The 12,760-nt window shown below is 68.2% G+C and carries 17 protein-coding genes; 6 read left to right on the top strand and 11 right to left on the bottom strand.

Translation table 11 applies throughout. From position 1 onward, the window contains the following. Positions 1–79 precede the first annotated feature (79 nt). Entirely contained in the window at positions 80–502 is a 423-nt protein-coding gene (gene acpS, locus NC4_RS17655; protein WP_067539344.1) for a holo-ACP synthase AcpS, read from the top strand. Between the two features lie 12 nt (positions 503–514). On the opposite strand, the gene NC4_RS17650 is transcribed toward acpS, so the two are convergent. Continuing rightward, a complete protein-coding gene (locus NC4_RS17650) occupies positions 515–1,150 on the bottom strand; it encodes a TetR/AcrR family transcriptional regulator (protein ID WP_245721776.1) in 636 nt (211 codons plus the stop codon). Positions 1,151–1,442: 292 nt separating this feature from the next. Here NC4_RS17650 and NC4_RS17645 point away from each other — a divergent pair, with 292 nt between their 5' ends. After that, positions 1,443–2,726 carry a DUF7159 family protein gene (locus NC4_RS17645; RefSeq protein ID WP_067539341.1) on the top strand — a complete coding sequence of 428 codons (1,284 nt, stop codon included), beginning with the start codon at positions 1,443–1,445 and terminating at the stop codon, positions 2,724–2,726. Positions 2,727–2,796: 70 nt separating this feature from the next. Here NC4_RS17645 and bcp read toward each other — a convergent pair whose 3' ends face one another. Then, complete coding sequence (gene bcp / locus NC4_RS17640; RefSeq protein ID WP_067539338.1) at positions 2,797–3,270, bottom strand: thioredoxin-dependent thiol peroxidase; 474 nt, start codon at positions 3,268–3,270, stop codon at positions 2,797–2,799. A 133-nt stretch (positions 3,271–3,403) separates the two neighbouring features. Between bcp and NC4_RS17635 the strand changes: the two genes are divergently transcribed. Further along, positions 3,404–3,628 (top strand): DUF3618 domain-containing protein, encoded by a 225-nt coding sequence (locus tag NC4_RS17635; RefSeq protein ID WP_067539893.1) that lies wholly within the window; start codon positions 3,404–3,406, stop codon positions 3,626–3,628. A gap of 130 nt (positions 3,629–3,758) precedes the next feature. Here the strand turns inward: NC4_RS17635 and NC4_RS17630 are convergent, their stop codons facing one another. Both NC4_RS17630 and NC4_RS17625 read right to left on the bottom strand, forming a co-directional pair. After that, a complete protein-coding gene (locus NC4_RS17630) occupies positions 3,759–4,061 on the bottom strand; it encodes an excalibur calcium-binding domain-containing protein (RefSeq protein WP_067539335.1) in 303 nt (100 codons plus the stop codon). Between the two features lie 161 nt (positions 4,062–4,222). Next, positions 4,223–5,191, bottom strand: a complete 969-nt coding sequence (locus tag NC4_RS17625) for a pirin family protein (protein WP_067539332.1) — start codon at positions 5,189–5,191, stop codon at positions 4,223–4,225. A 78-nt stretch (positions 5,192–5,269) separates the two neighbouring features. Here NC4_RS17625 and NC4_RS17620 point away from each other — a divergent pair, with 78 nt between their 5' ends. After that, entirely contained in the window at positions 5,270–5,734 is a 465-nt protein-coding gene (locus NC4_RS17620) for a MarR family winged helix-turn-helix transcriptional regulator (protein ID WP_067539885.1), read from the top strand. Positions 5,735–5,744: 10 nt separating this feature from the next. Here NC4_RS17620 and NC4_RS17615 read toward each other — a convergent pair whose 3' ends face one another. The 3 genes from NC4_RS17615 to NC4_RS41065 all read right to left on the bottom strand — a co-directional run bounded on the left by NC4_RS17615 (position 5,745) and on the right by NC4_RS41065 (position 7,818). Beyond that, the gene (locus NC4_RS17615) at positions 5,745–6,806 is read right to left on the bottom strand and encodes a crotonase/enoyl-CoA hydratase family protein (protein ID WP_067539329.1); all 1,062 of its coding nucleotides are present in this window, start codon (positions 6,804–6,806) and stop codon (positions 5,745–5,747) included. Positions 6,807–6,866: 60 nt separating this feature from the next. Beyond that, a complete protein-coding gene (locus NC4_RS17610) occupies positions 6,867–7,181 on the bottom strand; it encodes a hypothetical protein (protein ID WP_067539326.1) in 315 nt (104 codons plus the stop codon). Between the two features lie 76 nt (positions 7,182–7,257). Further along, positions 7,258–7,818: a TetR/AcrR family transcriptional regulator gene (locus NC4_RS41065; RefSeq protein ID WP_067539323.1), complete on the bottom strand. Its 561-nt coding sequence runs from the start codon at positions 7,816–7,818 to the stop codon at positions 7,258–7,260. Between the two features lie 66 nt (positions 7,819–7,884). Between NC4_RS41065 and NC4_RS17600 the strand changes: the two genes are divergently transcribed. Then, on the top strand, positions 7,885–8,358 hold the full coding sequence (locus tag NC4_RS17600; protein WP_067539320.1) for a DUF3995 domain-containing protein: 474 nt from the start codon (positions 7,885–7,887) through the stop codon (positions 8,356–8,358). Positions 8,359–8,418: 60 nt separating this feature from the next. Continuing rightward, positions 8,419–9,270 carry a GNAT family N-acetyltransferase gene (locus NC4_RS17595; RefSeq protein ID WP_067539317.1) on the top strand — a complete coding sequence of 284 codons (852 nt, stop codon included), beginning with the start codon at positions 8,419–8,421 and terminating at the stop codon, positions 9,268–9,270. Between the two features lie 32 nt (positions 9,271–9,302). Here NC4_RS17595 and NC4_RS17590 read toward each other — a convergent pair whose 3' ends face one another. From NC4_RS17590 to NC4_RS17575, 4 genes are all read right to left on the bottom strand, one after another. Next, the gene (locus NC4_RS17590) at positions 9,303–9,797 is read right to left on the bottom strand and encodes a hypothetical protein (protein ID WP_157554834.1); all 495 of its coding nucleotides are present in this window, start codon (positions 9,795–9,797) and stop codon (positions 9,303–9,305) included. Between the two features lie 71 nt (positions 9,798–9,868). Next, positions 9,869–10,216: a diguanylate cyclase domain-containing protein gene (locus NC4_RS43995; protein ID WP_281186305.1), complete on the bottom strand. Its 348-nt coding sequence runs from the start codon at positions 10,214–10,216 to the stop codon at positions 9,869–9,871. Beyond that, positions 10,149–10,964 (bottom strand): diguanylate cyclase domain-containing protein, encoded by an 816-nt coding sequence (locus tag NC4_RS43990; protein WP_281186304.1) that lies wholly within the window; start codon positions 10,962–10,964, stop codon positions 10,149–10,151. Before NC4_RS43990 ends, NC4_RS43995 begins: the two co-directional genes overlap by 68 nt. Before the next feature lie 86 nt (positions 10,965–11,050). After that, the gene (locus tag NC4_RS17575) at positions 11,051–12,730 is read right to left on the bottom strand and encodes a serine/threonine-protein kinase (RefSeq protein ID WP_218021200.1); all 1,680 of its coding nucleotides are present in this window, start codon (positions 12,728–12,730) and stop codon (positions 11,051–11,053) included. Positions 12,731–12,760 lie beyond the last annotated feature (30 nt).

Genomic DNA, 12,760 nt, shown 5'->3' with positions numbered 1-12,760 from the left:
CCGACCAGCGGAGCCTACGCAACCGTAGGCTCCGCTGGTACCTTCGTGCGTAACGCCGAGAGTTGGAGGAACCCTAAACGTGACGATCCTTGGTATCGGCCTGGATCTGGTGAGCATCTCCGAATTCGCCGAACAGCTGGAACGCACCGGCACCACCATGATCCGGGAGAGTTTCACCGCCGGTGAGCGGCGCTACTGCCAGAGCAAGGGCACCGATCCGGCGCGCAGCTATGCCGCCCGCTGGGCCGCCAAAGAGGCGGTCATCAAGGCGTGGGCGTCTTCCCGCTTCGCGCGCAGCCCGCAGGTCGGCGACAATCCGTATCCGCTCATCGAGGTCGTGAACGACGCGTGGGGGCGGCCCAGCATCAAATTGCAGGGGCTGGCAGCGGAATTCCTGCCCCGGGTGCGAGTTCACCTGTCGCTCACCCACGATGGCGATACGGCGGCCGCCATGGTGGTGCTGGAAGATCCCGGGGAACTAGCGGACCTGATCCAGGGCTGAATCAGCGCCCGGTCAGTTGGCGTCGGGTTCGAAGGTCGTGCGCTGACCGCCGGAGCGCGATTCCTTTTCGGCGATCAGCAGATACGCGACCATGAGCCGCTTGAGCTCCGCCACCGCGTCCTCGTGGCTGAGGCCGTCCTGGACGGAGAAATTCAGCATCGAATAGACCACGTGCACCAGCACCTGCGCCATAATGGAGCGGCGGCCGCGCGGCGTGAGCGGGCGCAGCATCTGCGAAACCGCTTCGGCGAACTCCTTTTCGTGGATGGCGCCGGTCGCCCGGGTGGACGGCGTGGACTGCATGGCCAGCCACACCTCGCGCCGGGACGGATCGGTCATCCACAGATCCGCGAGGTGATCGACTAGGGCGTTCATGTGCCGCAGCCAGTCCATGGACGGGATCTCGCCGTGGAACTCCGAGAGCTCCTGTGAAACCGCAACCAGGTCTTGGCGATTCAGCTCGCAGACAATGACGTACTTGTTGGCGAAGAACTGGTAGAGGGTGCCGATCGGGACTTCCGCACGGGAGGCGACCTCTTCACAGGTGAAGGACTCGAAACCCACCTCCACCAGCAGTTCCCGGGACGCGTGCAACAGGGCGTCGAACTTCCTCTTGCTCCGTTCCTGCGTCGGGCGGCGACGGGGCATGAGTTCTTGCGGATCGTCCTGCAGCTCCAACGCAGGGTCCGGTCGTCTCGTCGACCTGGCTCCCGCGCGCGCTTCCACGTTCAACAGCCTAGAGGTAGCGACACGCGGATGACACGCTGCGGTCCTTCGTGTGTCCGTCTATCTCGGTGTTTTTGTACCCATCCGACTCGGTCGCGGTGACGAACTTCCATCGCAGCTGCTTCCTGGCCGCACCCCCAGGGGCTTCATCTCATCGAGCGCGACGACGTTGGAAGGCCGATCTGTGGTTGCTTCTGCTGTTGTTCGATCCGCGGTGACCATCGGCGTCGCCACCGAGCGCGGCACCGTGCGCGCCGTGGCCCTCGCCGACGAAGGCGACAAGCTGCCCGAGCGCGTGGTGCTGCAACGGGTGGTGACGGTCACCGGTGATACCAAGGCCGACCTGGCGGCGGCGGTCGAGACCGCGCTGGAGGCCATTGCCGACGAGATGGGGACCGAACGCGACATCCTGGGCGCGGCCGTCGCCTATCGCGATGCGGCCGAGCGCCGCGCCATTGTCACCCGGCTGGCGGCCGGGCCGTGGCACGATGCCTCGCTGGTGTCGGCCAAGGCCGCGCACCTGTCGGTGGCGCGGGCCATGACCTGGGTGGACGAATTCGAGGATCTGGCCATCTGCGAGGTGGTGCCCGGATTCCAGGCGTTCTCGCTCATCGATCCCGACCGGGCCCGGGTGCTGGCCGCGGTCACCCTCACCGGCGGCGCCACCACCGACGAGGCCATGCGCGCCGCCGTCACCGCCGCCTGGGATCAGTTCGACGCCGCCGGGGTGAAGCCGGACGCCGTGGTGCTGATCGGTTCGGCCGCAAGCGAACCCGCCGTGGTGACGGCGCTCGAGGCCGAGTTCGGCGCGCCGGTCATTCCGTGCTCGGTGGCCGCCGCCGCACCGGCCATCGGCGCCGCCCTCGCCGCGCTGCCGGAGACCGAATTCGCCGGTGAGGCCGCCGAACGCATTCGCCGCGCCCGCGGCACCGCCGCCCTGTTCGCCGCCGCGAGCGTGCTGGCGGGCGGTCTGGTGACCGGCGGCGTGTACGCGGCGAGCAATAACTCCAAGGCGGTGCCGGAGCCCATCCTCACCGATTCCCGGGTCTCCGCCGATGCGCACACCGCGCCCGAGCAGCCCATCGGTGATCCGGTGGCGCCGCCCGAGAGCGGCTCGGCCGGGGAGATCGCCGAGGGCCTGCCGGGTATGGAGCCCACGCTCACCGATGCGGAGACGCCCACGGTGGAGCCGCTGCCCGAGGCCGAGCCCGAGATCGTGACCATCGATCCGGCCACTCTCAACTGGGGCCCGGATCCGGGCGTGGAACTGGTGCCGTCCAAGCCGCTGGTGAAATCACAGCCGGAGGGTGAGGCGGCGACCCATCCGGAGTCGATCATTCCCGCGCCCACTCATCCGGTCGGGTCGCCCACCGAATCCGGTCTCTTCCCGGGCGAGACCACACCGCCCCCGTTGGGCACCCCCGAATTCGCGAAGTGGTGGGACAACCACTGGCGCATGATGCTCCAGTGGGCGGCGCAGATGCTGCCGCGCGTATAGCTGGATCTCGGTCGTTCAGGGCACTGCCGAGATTCGAGTCCCGGCCCCGGAAGGGGCCGGGACTCAGCCGTCACACCGACAGTTCGCGGCGCAGCTTGGCGACGTGGCCGGTGGCGCGCACGTTGTACTGCGCGACCTCGACCTTGCCGTTCTCGTCGATCAGGAATGTGGAGCGAATGACGCCGGTGACGGTCTTGCCGTACATGGTCTTCTCGCCGAACGCGCCGTAGGCGAGCAGCACCTCCTTGTCCGGGTCGGAGAGCAGTTCGAAGGTCAGCTGCTCGTTGTCCCGGAATTTGGCCAGCTTGGCCGGTTTGTCGGGGGAGATGCCCAGGACGTCGATCCCGGCGCCGTTCAGCGCGGCCAGGCTGTCGCGGAAGTCGCAGGCCTGCTTGGTGCAGCCCGGCGTGCTCGCGGCGGGGTAGAAGTAGACGATCACCTTGCGGCCGCGATAGTCCGACAGCGAGACCTCTGTGCCGTCGGCATCGGGCAGGGTGAAGGCGGGCGCGGTATCGCCGGGACTGAGTCGGTGGTTCTCGGTCATGCCGCCACCGTAGTGGACGGGCCGGACAGTGTGTGGGCGATACACTTCGGTGCAGGTCGGCCCGTGGATGACGGCGAGCGACCTCGAGACGACAATGCCGCCCGCCGAGGCGGCTTCCAGACAGGAGTGTGACGTGGCGAGAGATACCGAGGCGATCGAACGGGAGATCGAGGCCGCGCGTAACCGGCTGGCGAGCACCCTCGACGAACTCGCGGTGCGCGCCGACCCCCAACGACTGGCCGACAACACCAAGCACGCCCTGGTCGCGAAGGTGAACGAGCCCAAGATCAAGTACAGCCTCATCGGCGCGGGCGCCCTCATCGTCCTGCTGACCCTGGTCAAGATCTTCCGCCGCTGACCAGCGGACAAAAAGAACACCCGATGTCCGTGGGACATCGGGTGTTCGTGTTGTAGGACCGGGTTGCTCCGCCGCTCCGGCGGGAACCCCGAGCCCGCCCGTAGTTCGAGGCGGCGTCCCGAGAGTTGGGTTAAACCGTGGGGCAGGCGAAGCCGTCGCCGTCCGGGTCCAGGTGGGGGCCGTAGCCCGGCTCGCCGCGGAACAGCGGGGCGCGACCGGCGGCGCGGGCCTCGTCGCAGTTCTTGAAGGATCCACCGGCGGAACCGGTCTGCGCCAGGTTGGCCGAGCCGGTGGCGCCGGAGCCGGTGTCGATGGTGGACGAGCCGGTGCCGGACGACCCGGTCGGAACATCGGCGAGGGCGATGGCGGAGGGGGCTGCGAGGGTCGTCAGTGCCGCGACGCTGGCGGTGACGAGAAGCCGGCGAACGTTCATGTATTCCTCAATGTCGGCGCAATAGGTTGGTAGCGGCCCGGTTCGGCGCGGGTGCCACCGTCGCGCGGGTACGGCAACGGTGACCGGTCCGGGTCCGGCGTCTACTGTTCTGGCGGACCGTTGCATTGTCAACCGGATGAGCTATTTATCCTGGTAAATTACTAATGTTCGTTTGGAATATGTTCCGCCGGAATATGTCCCATTCGTCCCGCTTGAAAATCCTCGATGGCTTCGATGATCTCCTGCCGGGTATTCATGACGAACGGCCCGTACTGCACGACGGGCTCCCGAATCGGCTGTCCGCCCAGCAGCAGTACTTCCATATCACCCGTGCGTGAGTCCTGTTTCGGATCGGCGGAAACTGTGAGCGAATCCCCGTTCCCCAGGATCACCAACTGCCCGGCACGGACCGGACGTCGTTCCGCCCCGACCGTCCCGCTGCCGGACACCACGTACACCATGGCCGTGAACCGTTGCGGCCACGGCGTTTCCAGCCGTCCGCCCGGGCTGATGGAGGCGTGCGCATAGGCGATCGGGGTATGTGTGGACCCCGGCCCCTCGAACCCGCCGATACTCCCGGCAATGAGCCGCACCAGCGCACCACCGTCGTGCGAACTGACCAGGGTGAGTTCCCCGGCTTTCAGATCCTGATAGCGCGGCGCGGCCATTTTCGCCGCGCGCGGCAGATTCACCCAGAGCTGGAAACCGTGCATCCGCCCGCCCCGGACGACAATGTCCTCCGACGGCACCTCGTCGTGCAGGATGCCGGACCCGGCGGTCATCCACTGGGTGTCGCCCTCGCTGATGACACCCCCGCCGCCGTGTGAATCGTGGTGCACCATGGTGCCGTCCATGACATAGGTGACGGTCTCGAATCCGCGATGCGGATGCCAGGGCGCGCCCTTGGCCTCGTGCGGTTCATAGGTGACCGGCCCCATCTCGTCGAGCAGGATGAACGGGTCGGCCGAGCGCAGGCCCAGGCTGGGGAAGGGGCGGCGGACCTGGAAGCCCGCGCCCTCCGTCTGATACTCGGCGGTGACGACATTCCGGACGGGCCGGTCGGTCATGGTGACGTCGGGGCGCGGCAGCCGCGGCAGCACCAGGATGTTGTCGACGGTGATGGCGGGCATTGGTCCTCCTCGAAGGGCGCTGGACACTCGGAACACTGTTGGTGTCTATGTCAACCAAGCGTCGTTAAGATGTATTCCATGACGCGCTGGCTGACCGATGCGGAACAGACGACCTGGCAGGCCTACATCCGGCTGCGGCAGCGCCTCGACGCCGCCATTGCGACCGGATTTGCCGAGGACGGGCTCTCCCCGTCCGATTACGAAGTGCTGGTCGCGCTCTCGGCGGCGGGCGGCACCATGCGCGCCAAGGAATTGGGCGCCGAGATCTGCTGGGACAAGAGCCGCCTGTCCAAGCATCTGACGCGCATGGCCGCGCGCGGTCTCGTCGACCGCTGCCAGGCCGCCGACGATGCGCGCGGCCGGGAGGTGCACCTCACCGACGCTGGTCGCGAGGCCCTGGAGGCCGCCGCGCCCAACCATGTCCTGCTGGTACGGCGGCTGTTCATCGACGATATGACCGATCGGGAGGCGGAGGCGCTGCGCTCACTGGGGGAGAAGGTCGTGGCGGAGGTCGAGCGGACGGATCTGCCTGGCGGGGCCTGATCCGGCGCGACTACTCCGCGGGCTTGTCCTGTGCGGCCTCGTCCTGTGCGTTTCTGTCGAACTGCGCACGCTTCCAGTCGCCGAACGGTTCGTCGCGCTCGCGCACCGCTTCGCGGAAACCGGCTGTGGCGGCGCGCATCTGGAAGGCATAGCCCTCGCGGGTGTGCCGGGAGATGCCGTCGAACACCGTGCTGATCATGCCGGAGTTCGCCACGCCCTGATGGAGCAGCGTGCTGTTGAGCGCCAGCTTCGCCATGACCAGCTGATTGATCGGCACCCGCGAAATGCGTTGCAGCAGATCCTCGGTGCGCGCGTCGAGCTCATCGGCGGGCGGGGCCTCGATGGCCAGTCCCCACTCGGCCGCCTGCGCGCCGCTGAGGCTGTCGCCGGTGAACAGCAGCCGCTTGGCGCGCTGATCGCCGACCCGGTGCGCCCACATGCCCGCCGCCGGAATACCCCAGGTGCGGGTGGGCGGATATCCGAAACGCGCATCCGCGGCGCAGATGATCTGATCGGCGAACAGGGCGATATCGGTGCCGCCCGCAATGGCGAAACCGTGCACCTTCGCCACCGTCGGCTTGTTCGCGTGCAGCAGGCTGGCGAATCCGCGGTTGAATCGCGACATCATGGCGTAGTCGACCATGGGATCCCAAGTGCCCCAAGGATTGTGATTGCGGGCCTGGACGACCGGATCGAGTATGGTGCCCTCGGCCGTCTGCGCGCCCGCGGTGGGCGCGAAGCTGTTCTCGGCGAAGATCGACAGGTCGTAGCTGCCGCAGAAGCCCTTACCGCGCCCGCTCACCACCATGACGTGCACGCGCGGATCCAGATCGGCCCGCTCGACCGCCGCCGCCAGCTCGATCGGCGTATCCGAGGTAATGGCATTGCCGTGCTCGGGGCGGTTGAAGGTAATCCGGGCGATCCGGCCGGTCACCTCGTAGGTCAGTGTGCGACCGGTGAATTCGTTCTCCGGCTCCGGCCGCCCGGCGAACAGCGAGTCGTCCCCGCCGGTCAGGTCATCGCGCCAGGCGGCGGGCCGGGTCCCGGCGTGGTTCTCGTAATCGGGTGACACTCAAGCAGTGAACCCCGGTTCATTTCTTGCTGTCAAGAGCCGGATCCCGCGCGTCGCGCGCTACTCCCAGGGTTTGACCGGCGGTTTCACCCACAGGATCTTCTCGTCGAGATGGTCGCGCCTGGCCGCGGGATGCTCGGGATTGCGCGCGGCCCAGGCGTCCTTCTCGGTCAGCAGCCGCGCGACGACCTGCCAGGTCTCATCGGTGCTGGGCGGATTGGTCTCGGCCGCCCGCGCCAGTTTTCGGCGCTGCGGCATCGGCAGCTCCAGCAGTTCCGGGCCGGTGATCCCGCGCACCCAGAGGTAGGCCGCCAATCGTCGGGCCTTCTCCTCACGGCTGCGGCTCGCGTGATCGGAGTGTGCGTAGTCGGCCACATCGCAACCCCGCAGGTCAAAGTGGTTCGCTCTCGTGCCAGATCCTACCGCAGCGGGCCGACACGACCGGCCTGGCCTACCGGTCCGGCCGGGTCAGCAGGTCGATGGCGGTGCGCTGATAGCCCATCAGATCGCGGCGCGAGGGCGGTGCGCCGGATTGGGCCCGGGTGAGCTCGACCCAGCCGAGGTAGGCGCCGTAGGCCAGGCGGGCGCGGTGGCGGGACTGGGTGGGGGAGAGCCCCATATCGCGAAAACAGCGCTCCAGGAACGTGAGTCGCTTGCGCTGCACCCGATCGAGATAGGGCCGCACCACCGGATCGCTGCCCGCGGACACCAGCGCCAAGTCGACCGGTCGCACCGGATCCTCGTCGTCCATGGCCACCACGAGCAGCTTGCGCAGCCGCTCGGTCGGATCCTCGAGGGTTTCGAGCTGCTCGATGAGCACATCGGTCATCTCGTGTTCCCAAAACTCGAGGGTCGCGGTGAGCAGCGCCTCCCGATTCGAGAAATGCCAGTAGAAGCTCCCTTTCGTGGCCCCGACCCGGGTGGCAAGCGGCTCGACCGCCACGGCCTTGGTCCCGTTCTCGGCGATCGCCAGCAGGGCCGCCTGTATCCAGTTCTCTCTCGACAGTGCCACGAACCATACGCTACCGTATGGGCAGCGACCATACGGTAGCGTATGGCGAGAGACTCGGAGATTCCAATGACGACAATTCGCAAGACGCTGTGGTCCGATCTCGCCCACCGCCGCCGCTCCTGGCGGCCCGATCCCCGCTCCGCCCGCCTGGCGGGCTGGACCAGCGCCGCCGCCCTGGCCGGTATCGCGGGCATTCACGCCGCCTGGGCACAGGGCTGGCGCTGGCCCGGCCACGACGACGTCACCCTCGCCCAGCGCGTCGTCGGCCCCAACTCCGAACTCCCTTCGGCGGGACTGACTTACGTGGTCGCGGGTCTGCTCGTGGCCGCCGCGGGCGCGGTGGCCACCGCCACCGTCGACGCCCACCGGCTACCCCGCCTGGCCGCCTGGGCCGTGGCGGGCGTGCTGGCCGCCCGCGGTCTCGGGGGCCTCGGCTCCGTCGCCGCGGCCGGACTCGGCGAGACCTACTGGCAGCTGGAGCTCGCCCTCTACTCGTCGCTGTGCCTCGCATTGGCGGCGGGTGCGGGCATCGCCGCCTAATCCTCGTTCGCGCGCGGCGAATCGGTGGGATAGCGGTCCGATTGCGGCTACCGTGAACGTATGCCGGACACCGGAATCGGACCCGCGGATCTTGTCATTGCCCGGGCCACGCCCGCCGAATGGGCGACCGTCAGGGAATGGGCCGCCGCGGAGGGCTGGAATCCGGGGGAGCGGGATGCCGCCGCCTTCTTCGCCCAGGATCCGGAGGGGTTCTTCCTGGGGTATGTGGACGGTGCGCCCGTCTCGGCGGTCTCGGTGGTCAATTACGGCGCCGACTACGCCTTCCTGGGGTTCTATCTCGTGCGGCCGGAGCTGTGCGGGCTGGGACTGGGCATGGTGACCTGGCAGGCCGGGCTCGAACACGCCGGGCATCGCGTCGTCGGCCTGGACGGGGTGCCCGATCAGCAGGACAACTATCGGCGCAGCGGATTCGAACTCGCTTATTGCAGTGCGCGATTCATCGGCATCCCGGATCTGCCGCCGCCGGATTCGACGGTGCGGCCGCTGGCCCCCGGCGATATCCCCGCCCTGCATCGCTACGATTCCGCCTGCCTACCGGCCGATCGCCCGGAGTTCCTGACCACCTGGCTCGCTGAACCCGGGCATCGCACGGTGGTGCGCATCGTGGACGGCGCCCTGACCGGATTCGCGACCTCCCGCCCGGCCCGCGACGGGCTGCGCGTGGGTCCGCTCTTCGCCGACTCGGACGCCGATGCGCGCCAACTGCTTTCGGCGCTGGCCGGGGAAACGCCACTGGCGGTGGACGTGCCGCTCACCAATGAACCCGCGGTCCGTCTCATGCGGGCGGCCGGGTTGTCCCCGAGCTTCGAAACCGCCCGCATGTACACCGGCCCGACCCGATCCCATTGCCGGGAAAAGGTTTTCGGCGTCACCACGCTTGAACTCGGCTGAGCCGCACGCCCACCGTCAGTGGATTGCCGCCATCAGCGGATTGCCAGGTTCTGCCACCACATGCTGAGTCCGTGATCCCCGTTGGAGCAGCCGAAACTCGCGCGGAAGCTCACCTCGCAGCGCGTTCCGCCGTGCTCGACAATCGGCCCCCACGGCCCCTGTCCGGTGGCCACGTCGGCGATATCCGGATTGCCGCCCGGCAGCAGATAGGCGCTCGGCGGCGCGAAGTTCGGATGTGCGGGGAAGGCGGGATTGCCGTCGTAGGCGACCTGCGACACAGCGAACGGCAGCGGGAATTCCACCGCCCCGATCGTCTGGCGCACATTCGGCGGCTGATAGGCGTAATCGGAGTTGCAGACGAAACCGCCATTGTCGTGCAGGACGCAGTTGGTGCCGCCGTAGCGGAAGTACAGCGGACCGGGATCCGCGTTCGCCGTCGCGACGGGCGTCAGAGCGAACCCGCAGCCCACCACCGCGGCCGCCGCCGCGGCGCGCCGCACAGTCCGACCGATTGTCGACCGCTCCATGGTGCTACCCCTCTCACTGTGAAACCGGATTTGACCCAATAGGGGTGACATCGTCCGCGCTTCAGAATTGGTTACCGATCAGCTAATGCACGGAGCGGTTGGTCCGCGGCCACCACCACGGTATTGCCGCCGAGGTGTTTGGCCCGGTACATGGCCGAATCGGAGCTGCGCATGAGCAGGCGATGGGTGGCCTCGGTGTAGGCGGTGCCGGGGTGGGAGGCGTCGAATACCGCGACGCCCACGCTGGCGGTGATGGGGACGGGCAGGTCGGGGATGGTCGCGACGGCCCCGCGCAGCCGCTCCCCGACGACCGCCGCGGGCTCGCGCAGACAGCCGACCACCACGAATTCCTCACCGCCGGTGCGGGCGATGAGAGTCCGCGGCTCGGTCGCCGTGCGCAGCGTCTCGGCCGTGCGCACCAGCACCTCGTCGCCGAACGGGTGCCCGTAGGTGTCGTTTGACCGATTTGAAGCGATCCAGATCGAGGGTCGCGACATAGGCGGTCCGATGACGGCAGCGGTCGATGTGCGCGAACAGATAGGAATCCAGCCCGCGCCGGTTCAGCAACCGGGTCAGCGGATCCGAGAGCGCGTCGACGCGCAGCAGCCAGTGACCGAACTGCATGAACGGCAGCATGACCCCGACGACCACGAAGATGACCAGGACCACGGCGATGCCCTCGGCGAGGCTGAACATGCGCACCGCCAGGACGGTGCTCGCCACCAGGGACGCGCCGATATGCGCCAGCAGCACCTGAGGCCCGTGGAAGACGGTCACGTACGCGCCCATGGCGACCATCAGCACCAGCCCCAGCACGCCGATGACCGCATCGTGCACCACAATGCTGTTGACGATGGCGTCGAGATCGAACAGGGCGATCCAGATCAGCGATTCGAACCGTCGCGGCCAGGGCAGGAACCACCACCGGCAGGTCCAGACGCCCGCTACGGCCGCCTCCAGAAACCCTTGCGCGATGCCGCCCGGGCCGGTCAGCTCGTGCTGGCTGATCATGGCCAGCAATGCGATCACGAGCATGACGATGCCGCCAGCGCCGAGCATGAACTTGAATCTGCTCAGCGCCGCATGGGATTCGAAGGTCTTGACCAAGCCGCGGTAGTCGACGGGTTCTCGCCACCAGGCCCGGAACATGGATCGACCGTGTGTCATCGAGCGCCCCATGTCGGTTGGCGTTATTACTTGACGGTAGGACGCTGGCTACATTAAAGCTACTGTGATCCGGGCGACAGGGCGGGTCAGCTCTCCCGGGGGTAGACCTTCACGATGGTGCCGTCCAGGTCGGCGGCCAGATAGGCGGCCCCGCTGTAGGCGTCGATCCGGTAGACCATGATGGTCGGCTTGTCGTCGTTGAACGTCCACGCCGGGTCCACGATCACATAACGCATGGTCGCGTCCGGCACATTGAGCTGTTCGTCCGCGGCGCGCAGCAGGGCCGGAAGCACGCTCCAGGCGATCGAGCCCAGCCGCACCGTGGTCTCGTCTCCGGTCAGGGTGCCGCCCGGACCCTGTTTGCTCACGGTCCCGTCGCGGTAGGTGTAGCTGTCGTAGCGCTTGGATCCCGCCGAGATCGGCATACCGGCATTGGCGTAGGAGGGATAGAACGTCACCTCGCTGAATTCCTGTACCCCGGAGGCATTTTCGAAAGCCGCGATCACCTGTCGAATGCCATCGGGGGTGAGCAGGTCCACCGAATCGGCCGGTGCGCCAGCGGTGGTGGGGATCGACCCGGCCGGTTGCCCGACATCCGGCAGCCCACTGGTGCCGGGCGGCTGGCCCGGATTCGCCTGGGAGCCGGACCGATCCGGCCAGAACACAATCGCCGCCACCAGAGCCGCGACGAGCACCGCTGCCGCAGCCCCGATCGGCAGCCACCGTCTGCCCGCGCCCGGATGCGCAGTCTGGCCGGGATACGCGGTCTGGCCGGGATACGCGGTCTGGCCGGGATATGGGGACTGGCCGGGGTGCTGGGTCTGGCTGGGATGCGGGGCCTGGTTCGCCGGTGCAGCGGTCGATATCGGGGTCGATGCGGCTGCTGCCGGGGGCCAGGGCGCGGATACGGCTGGGGGTGGCGGGGCGAAGGGTGAGGAGGCACTCTCGTCGGCTGCGCGCGCGAGCATGAGGTCCACGTGCTCGAGCGGGGGCCGTCGATCCGGCTCGGTGATCAGGAGTGCGGCCAGGACGGGGGCCAGTGCTCCGGCCTGCCGCGGCGGCGGCACATCGCCGCGCACCACGGCCGCGAGGGTGGCGGCCGTCGTCTCGCGCCGCAGAGGGTGGTAGCCCTCCACCGCTACGTAGAGCAGCAGCCCGAGCGACCACAGATCGGAGGCGGGATGCCCCTCTCGCCCGTCGAGTCGTTCCGGCGCAACGTAATCCAGGGATCCCATGACATTGCCGGTCGAGGTGAGCCCGTGCAATCCTTCGACGGCGGCAATGCCGAAGTCGGTCAGCACCGGCGAACCGTCCTCGCGCTGCAGCACATTGGCGGGCTTGATATCCCGGTGCAGCACCCCGACGGCATGCGCCGCCCGCAGCGCGGACAGAATTCCGCGCCCGAGCCGCGCCGCCCGCGCCGGTGTCATCGGTCCGCGCGCGAGATGATCGTCGAGCCCGCGCCCGGCCACCAGCTCCATCACGATCCACGGATGCGCCGGTGCAGGGGAGTCCACGATGTGGTGAATGGCCACCACATTCGGATGCCGGATGCGCGCCAGCGCCCGCGCCTCGCGCAGCACGCGCTCCCGTTGCGCCACACTGTCTCCGCGGGTGCCGTCGGCCTCCGCCGCGAGCACTTCCTTCAGTGCGACCTCCCGGTGCAGGGCGAGATCGTATGCCCGCCACACCGTCCCCATACCGCCACTGCCGAGCGGCTCGAGCAACTCGAATCGCCCGTCGACCACTGTCCGCCCGGAACTCACCGCGACAGCCTATGGCCAACCCCACCGCCG

It is taken from the genome of Nocardia crassostreae (assembly GCF_001613405.1).
Taxonomy (GTDB): Bacteria; Actinomycetota; Actinomycetes; order Mycobacteriales; family Mycobacteriaceae; genus Nocardia; species Nocardia crassostreae.
The sequence above is the reverse complement of the archived record's forward strand: the minus strand, read 5'-3'. Positions and strand labels throughout refer to the sequence as shown.

Bases quoted from the DNA above. Each gene is read 5' to 3' on its own strand.
- NC4_RS17650 (WP_245721776.1), bottom strand. From the start codon at position 1,150: ATGCCCCGTCGCCGCCCGACGCAGGAACGGAGCAAGAGGAAGTTCGAC.
- bcp (WP_067539338.1), bottom strand. From the start codon at position 3,270: ATGACCGAGAACCACCGACTCAGTCCCGGCGATACCGCGCCCGCCTTC.
- NC4_RS17630 (WP_067539335.1), bottom strand. From the start codon at position 4,061: ATGAACGTTCGCCGGCTTCTCGTCACCGCCAGCGTCGCGGCACTGACG.
- NC4_RS17625 (WP_067539332.1), bottom strand. From the start codon at position 5,191: ATGCCCGCCATCACCGTCGACAACATCCTGGTGCTGCCGCGGCTGCCG.
- NC4_RS17620 (WP_067539885.1), top strand. From the start codon at position 5,270: ATGACGCGCTGGCTGACCGATGCGGAACAGACGACCTGGCAGGCCTAC.
- NC4_RS17600 (WP_067539320.1), top strand. From the start codon at position 7,885: ATGACGACAATTCGCAAGACGCTGTGGTCCGATCTCGCCCACCGCCGC.
- NC4_RS17595 (WP_067539317.1), top strand. From the start codon at position 8,419: ATGCCGGACACCGGAATCGGACCCGCGGATCTTGTCATTGCCCGGGCC.
- NC4_RS17590 (WP_157554834.1), bottom strand. From the start codon at position 9,797: ATGGAGCGGTCGACAATCGGTCGGACTGTGCGGCGCGCCGCGGCGGCG.
- NC4_RS43990 (WP_281186304.1), bottom strand. From the start codon at position 10,964: ATGACACACGGTCGATCCATGTTCCGGGCCTGGTGGCGAGAACCCGTC.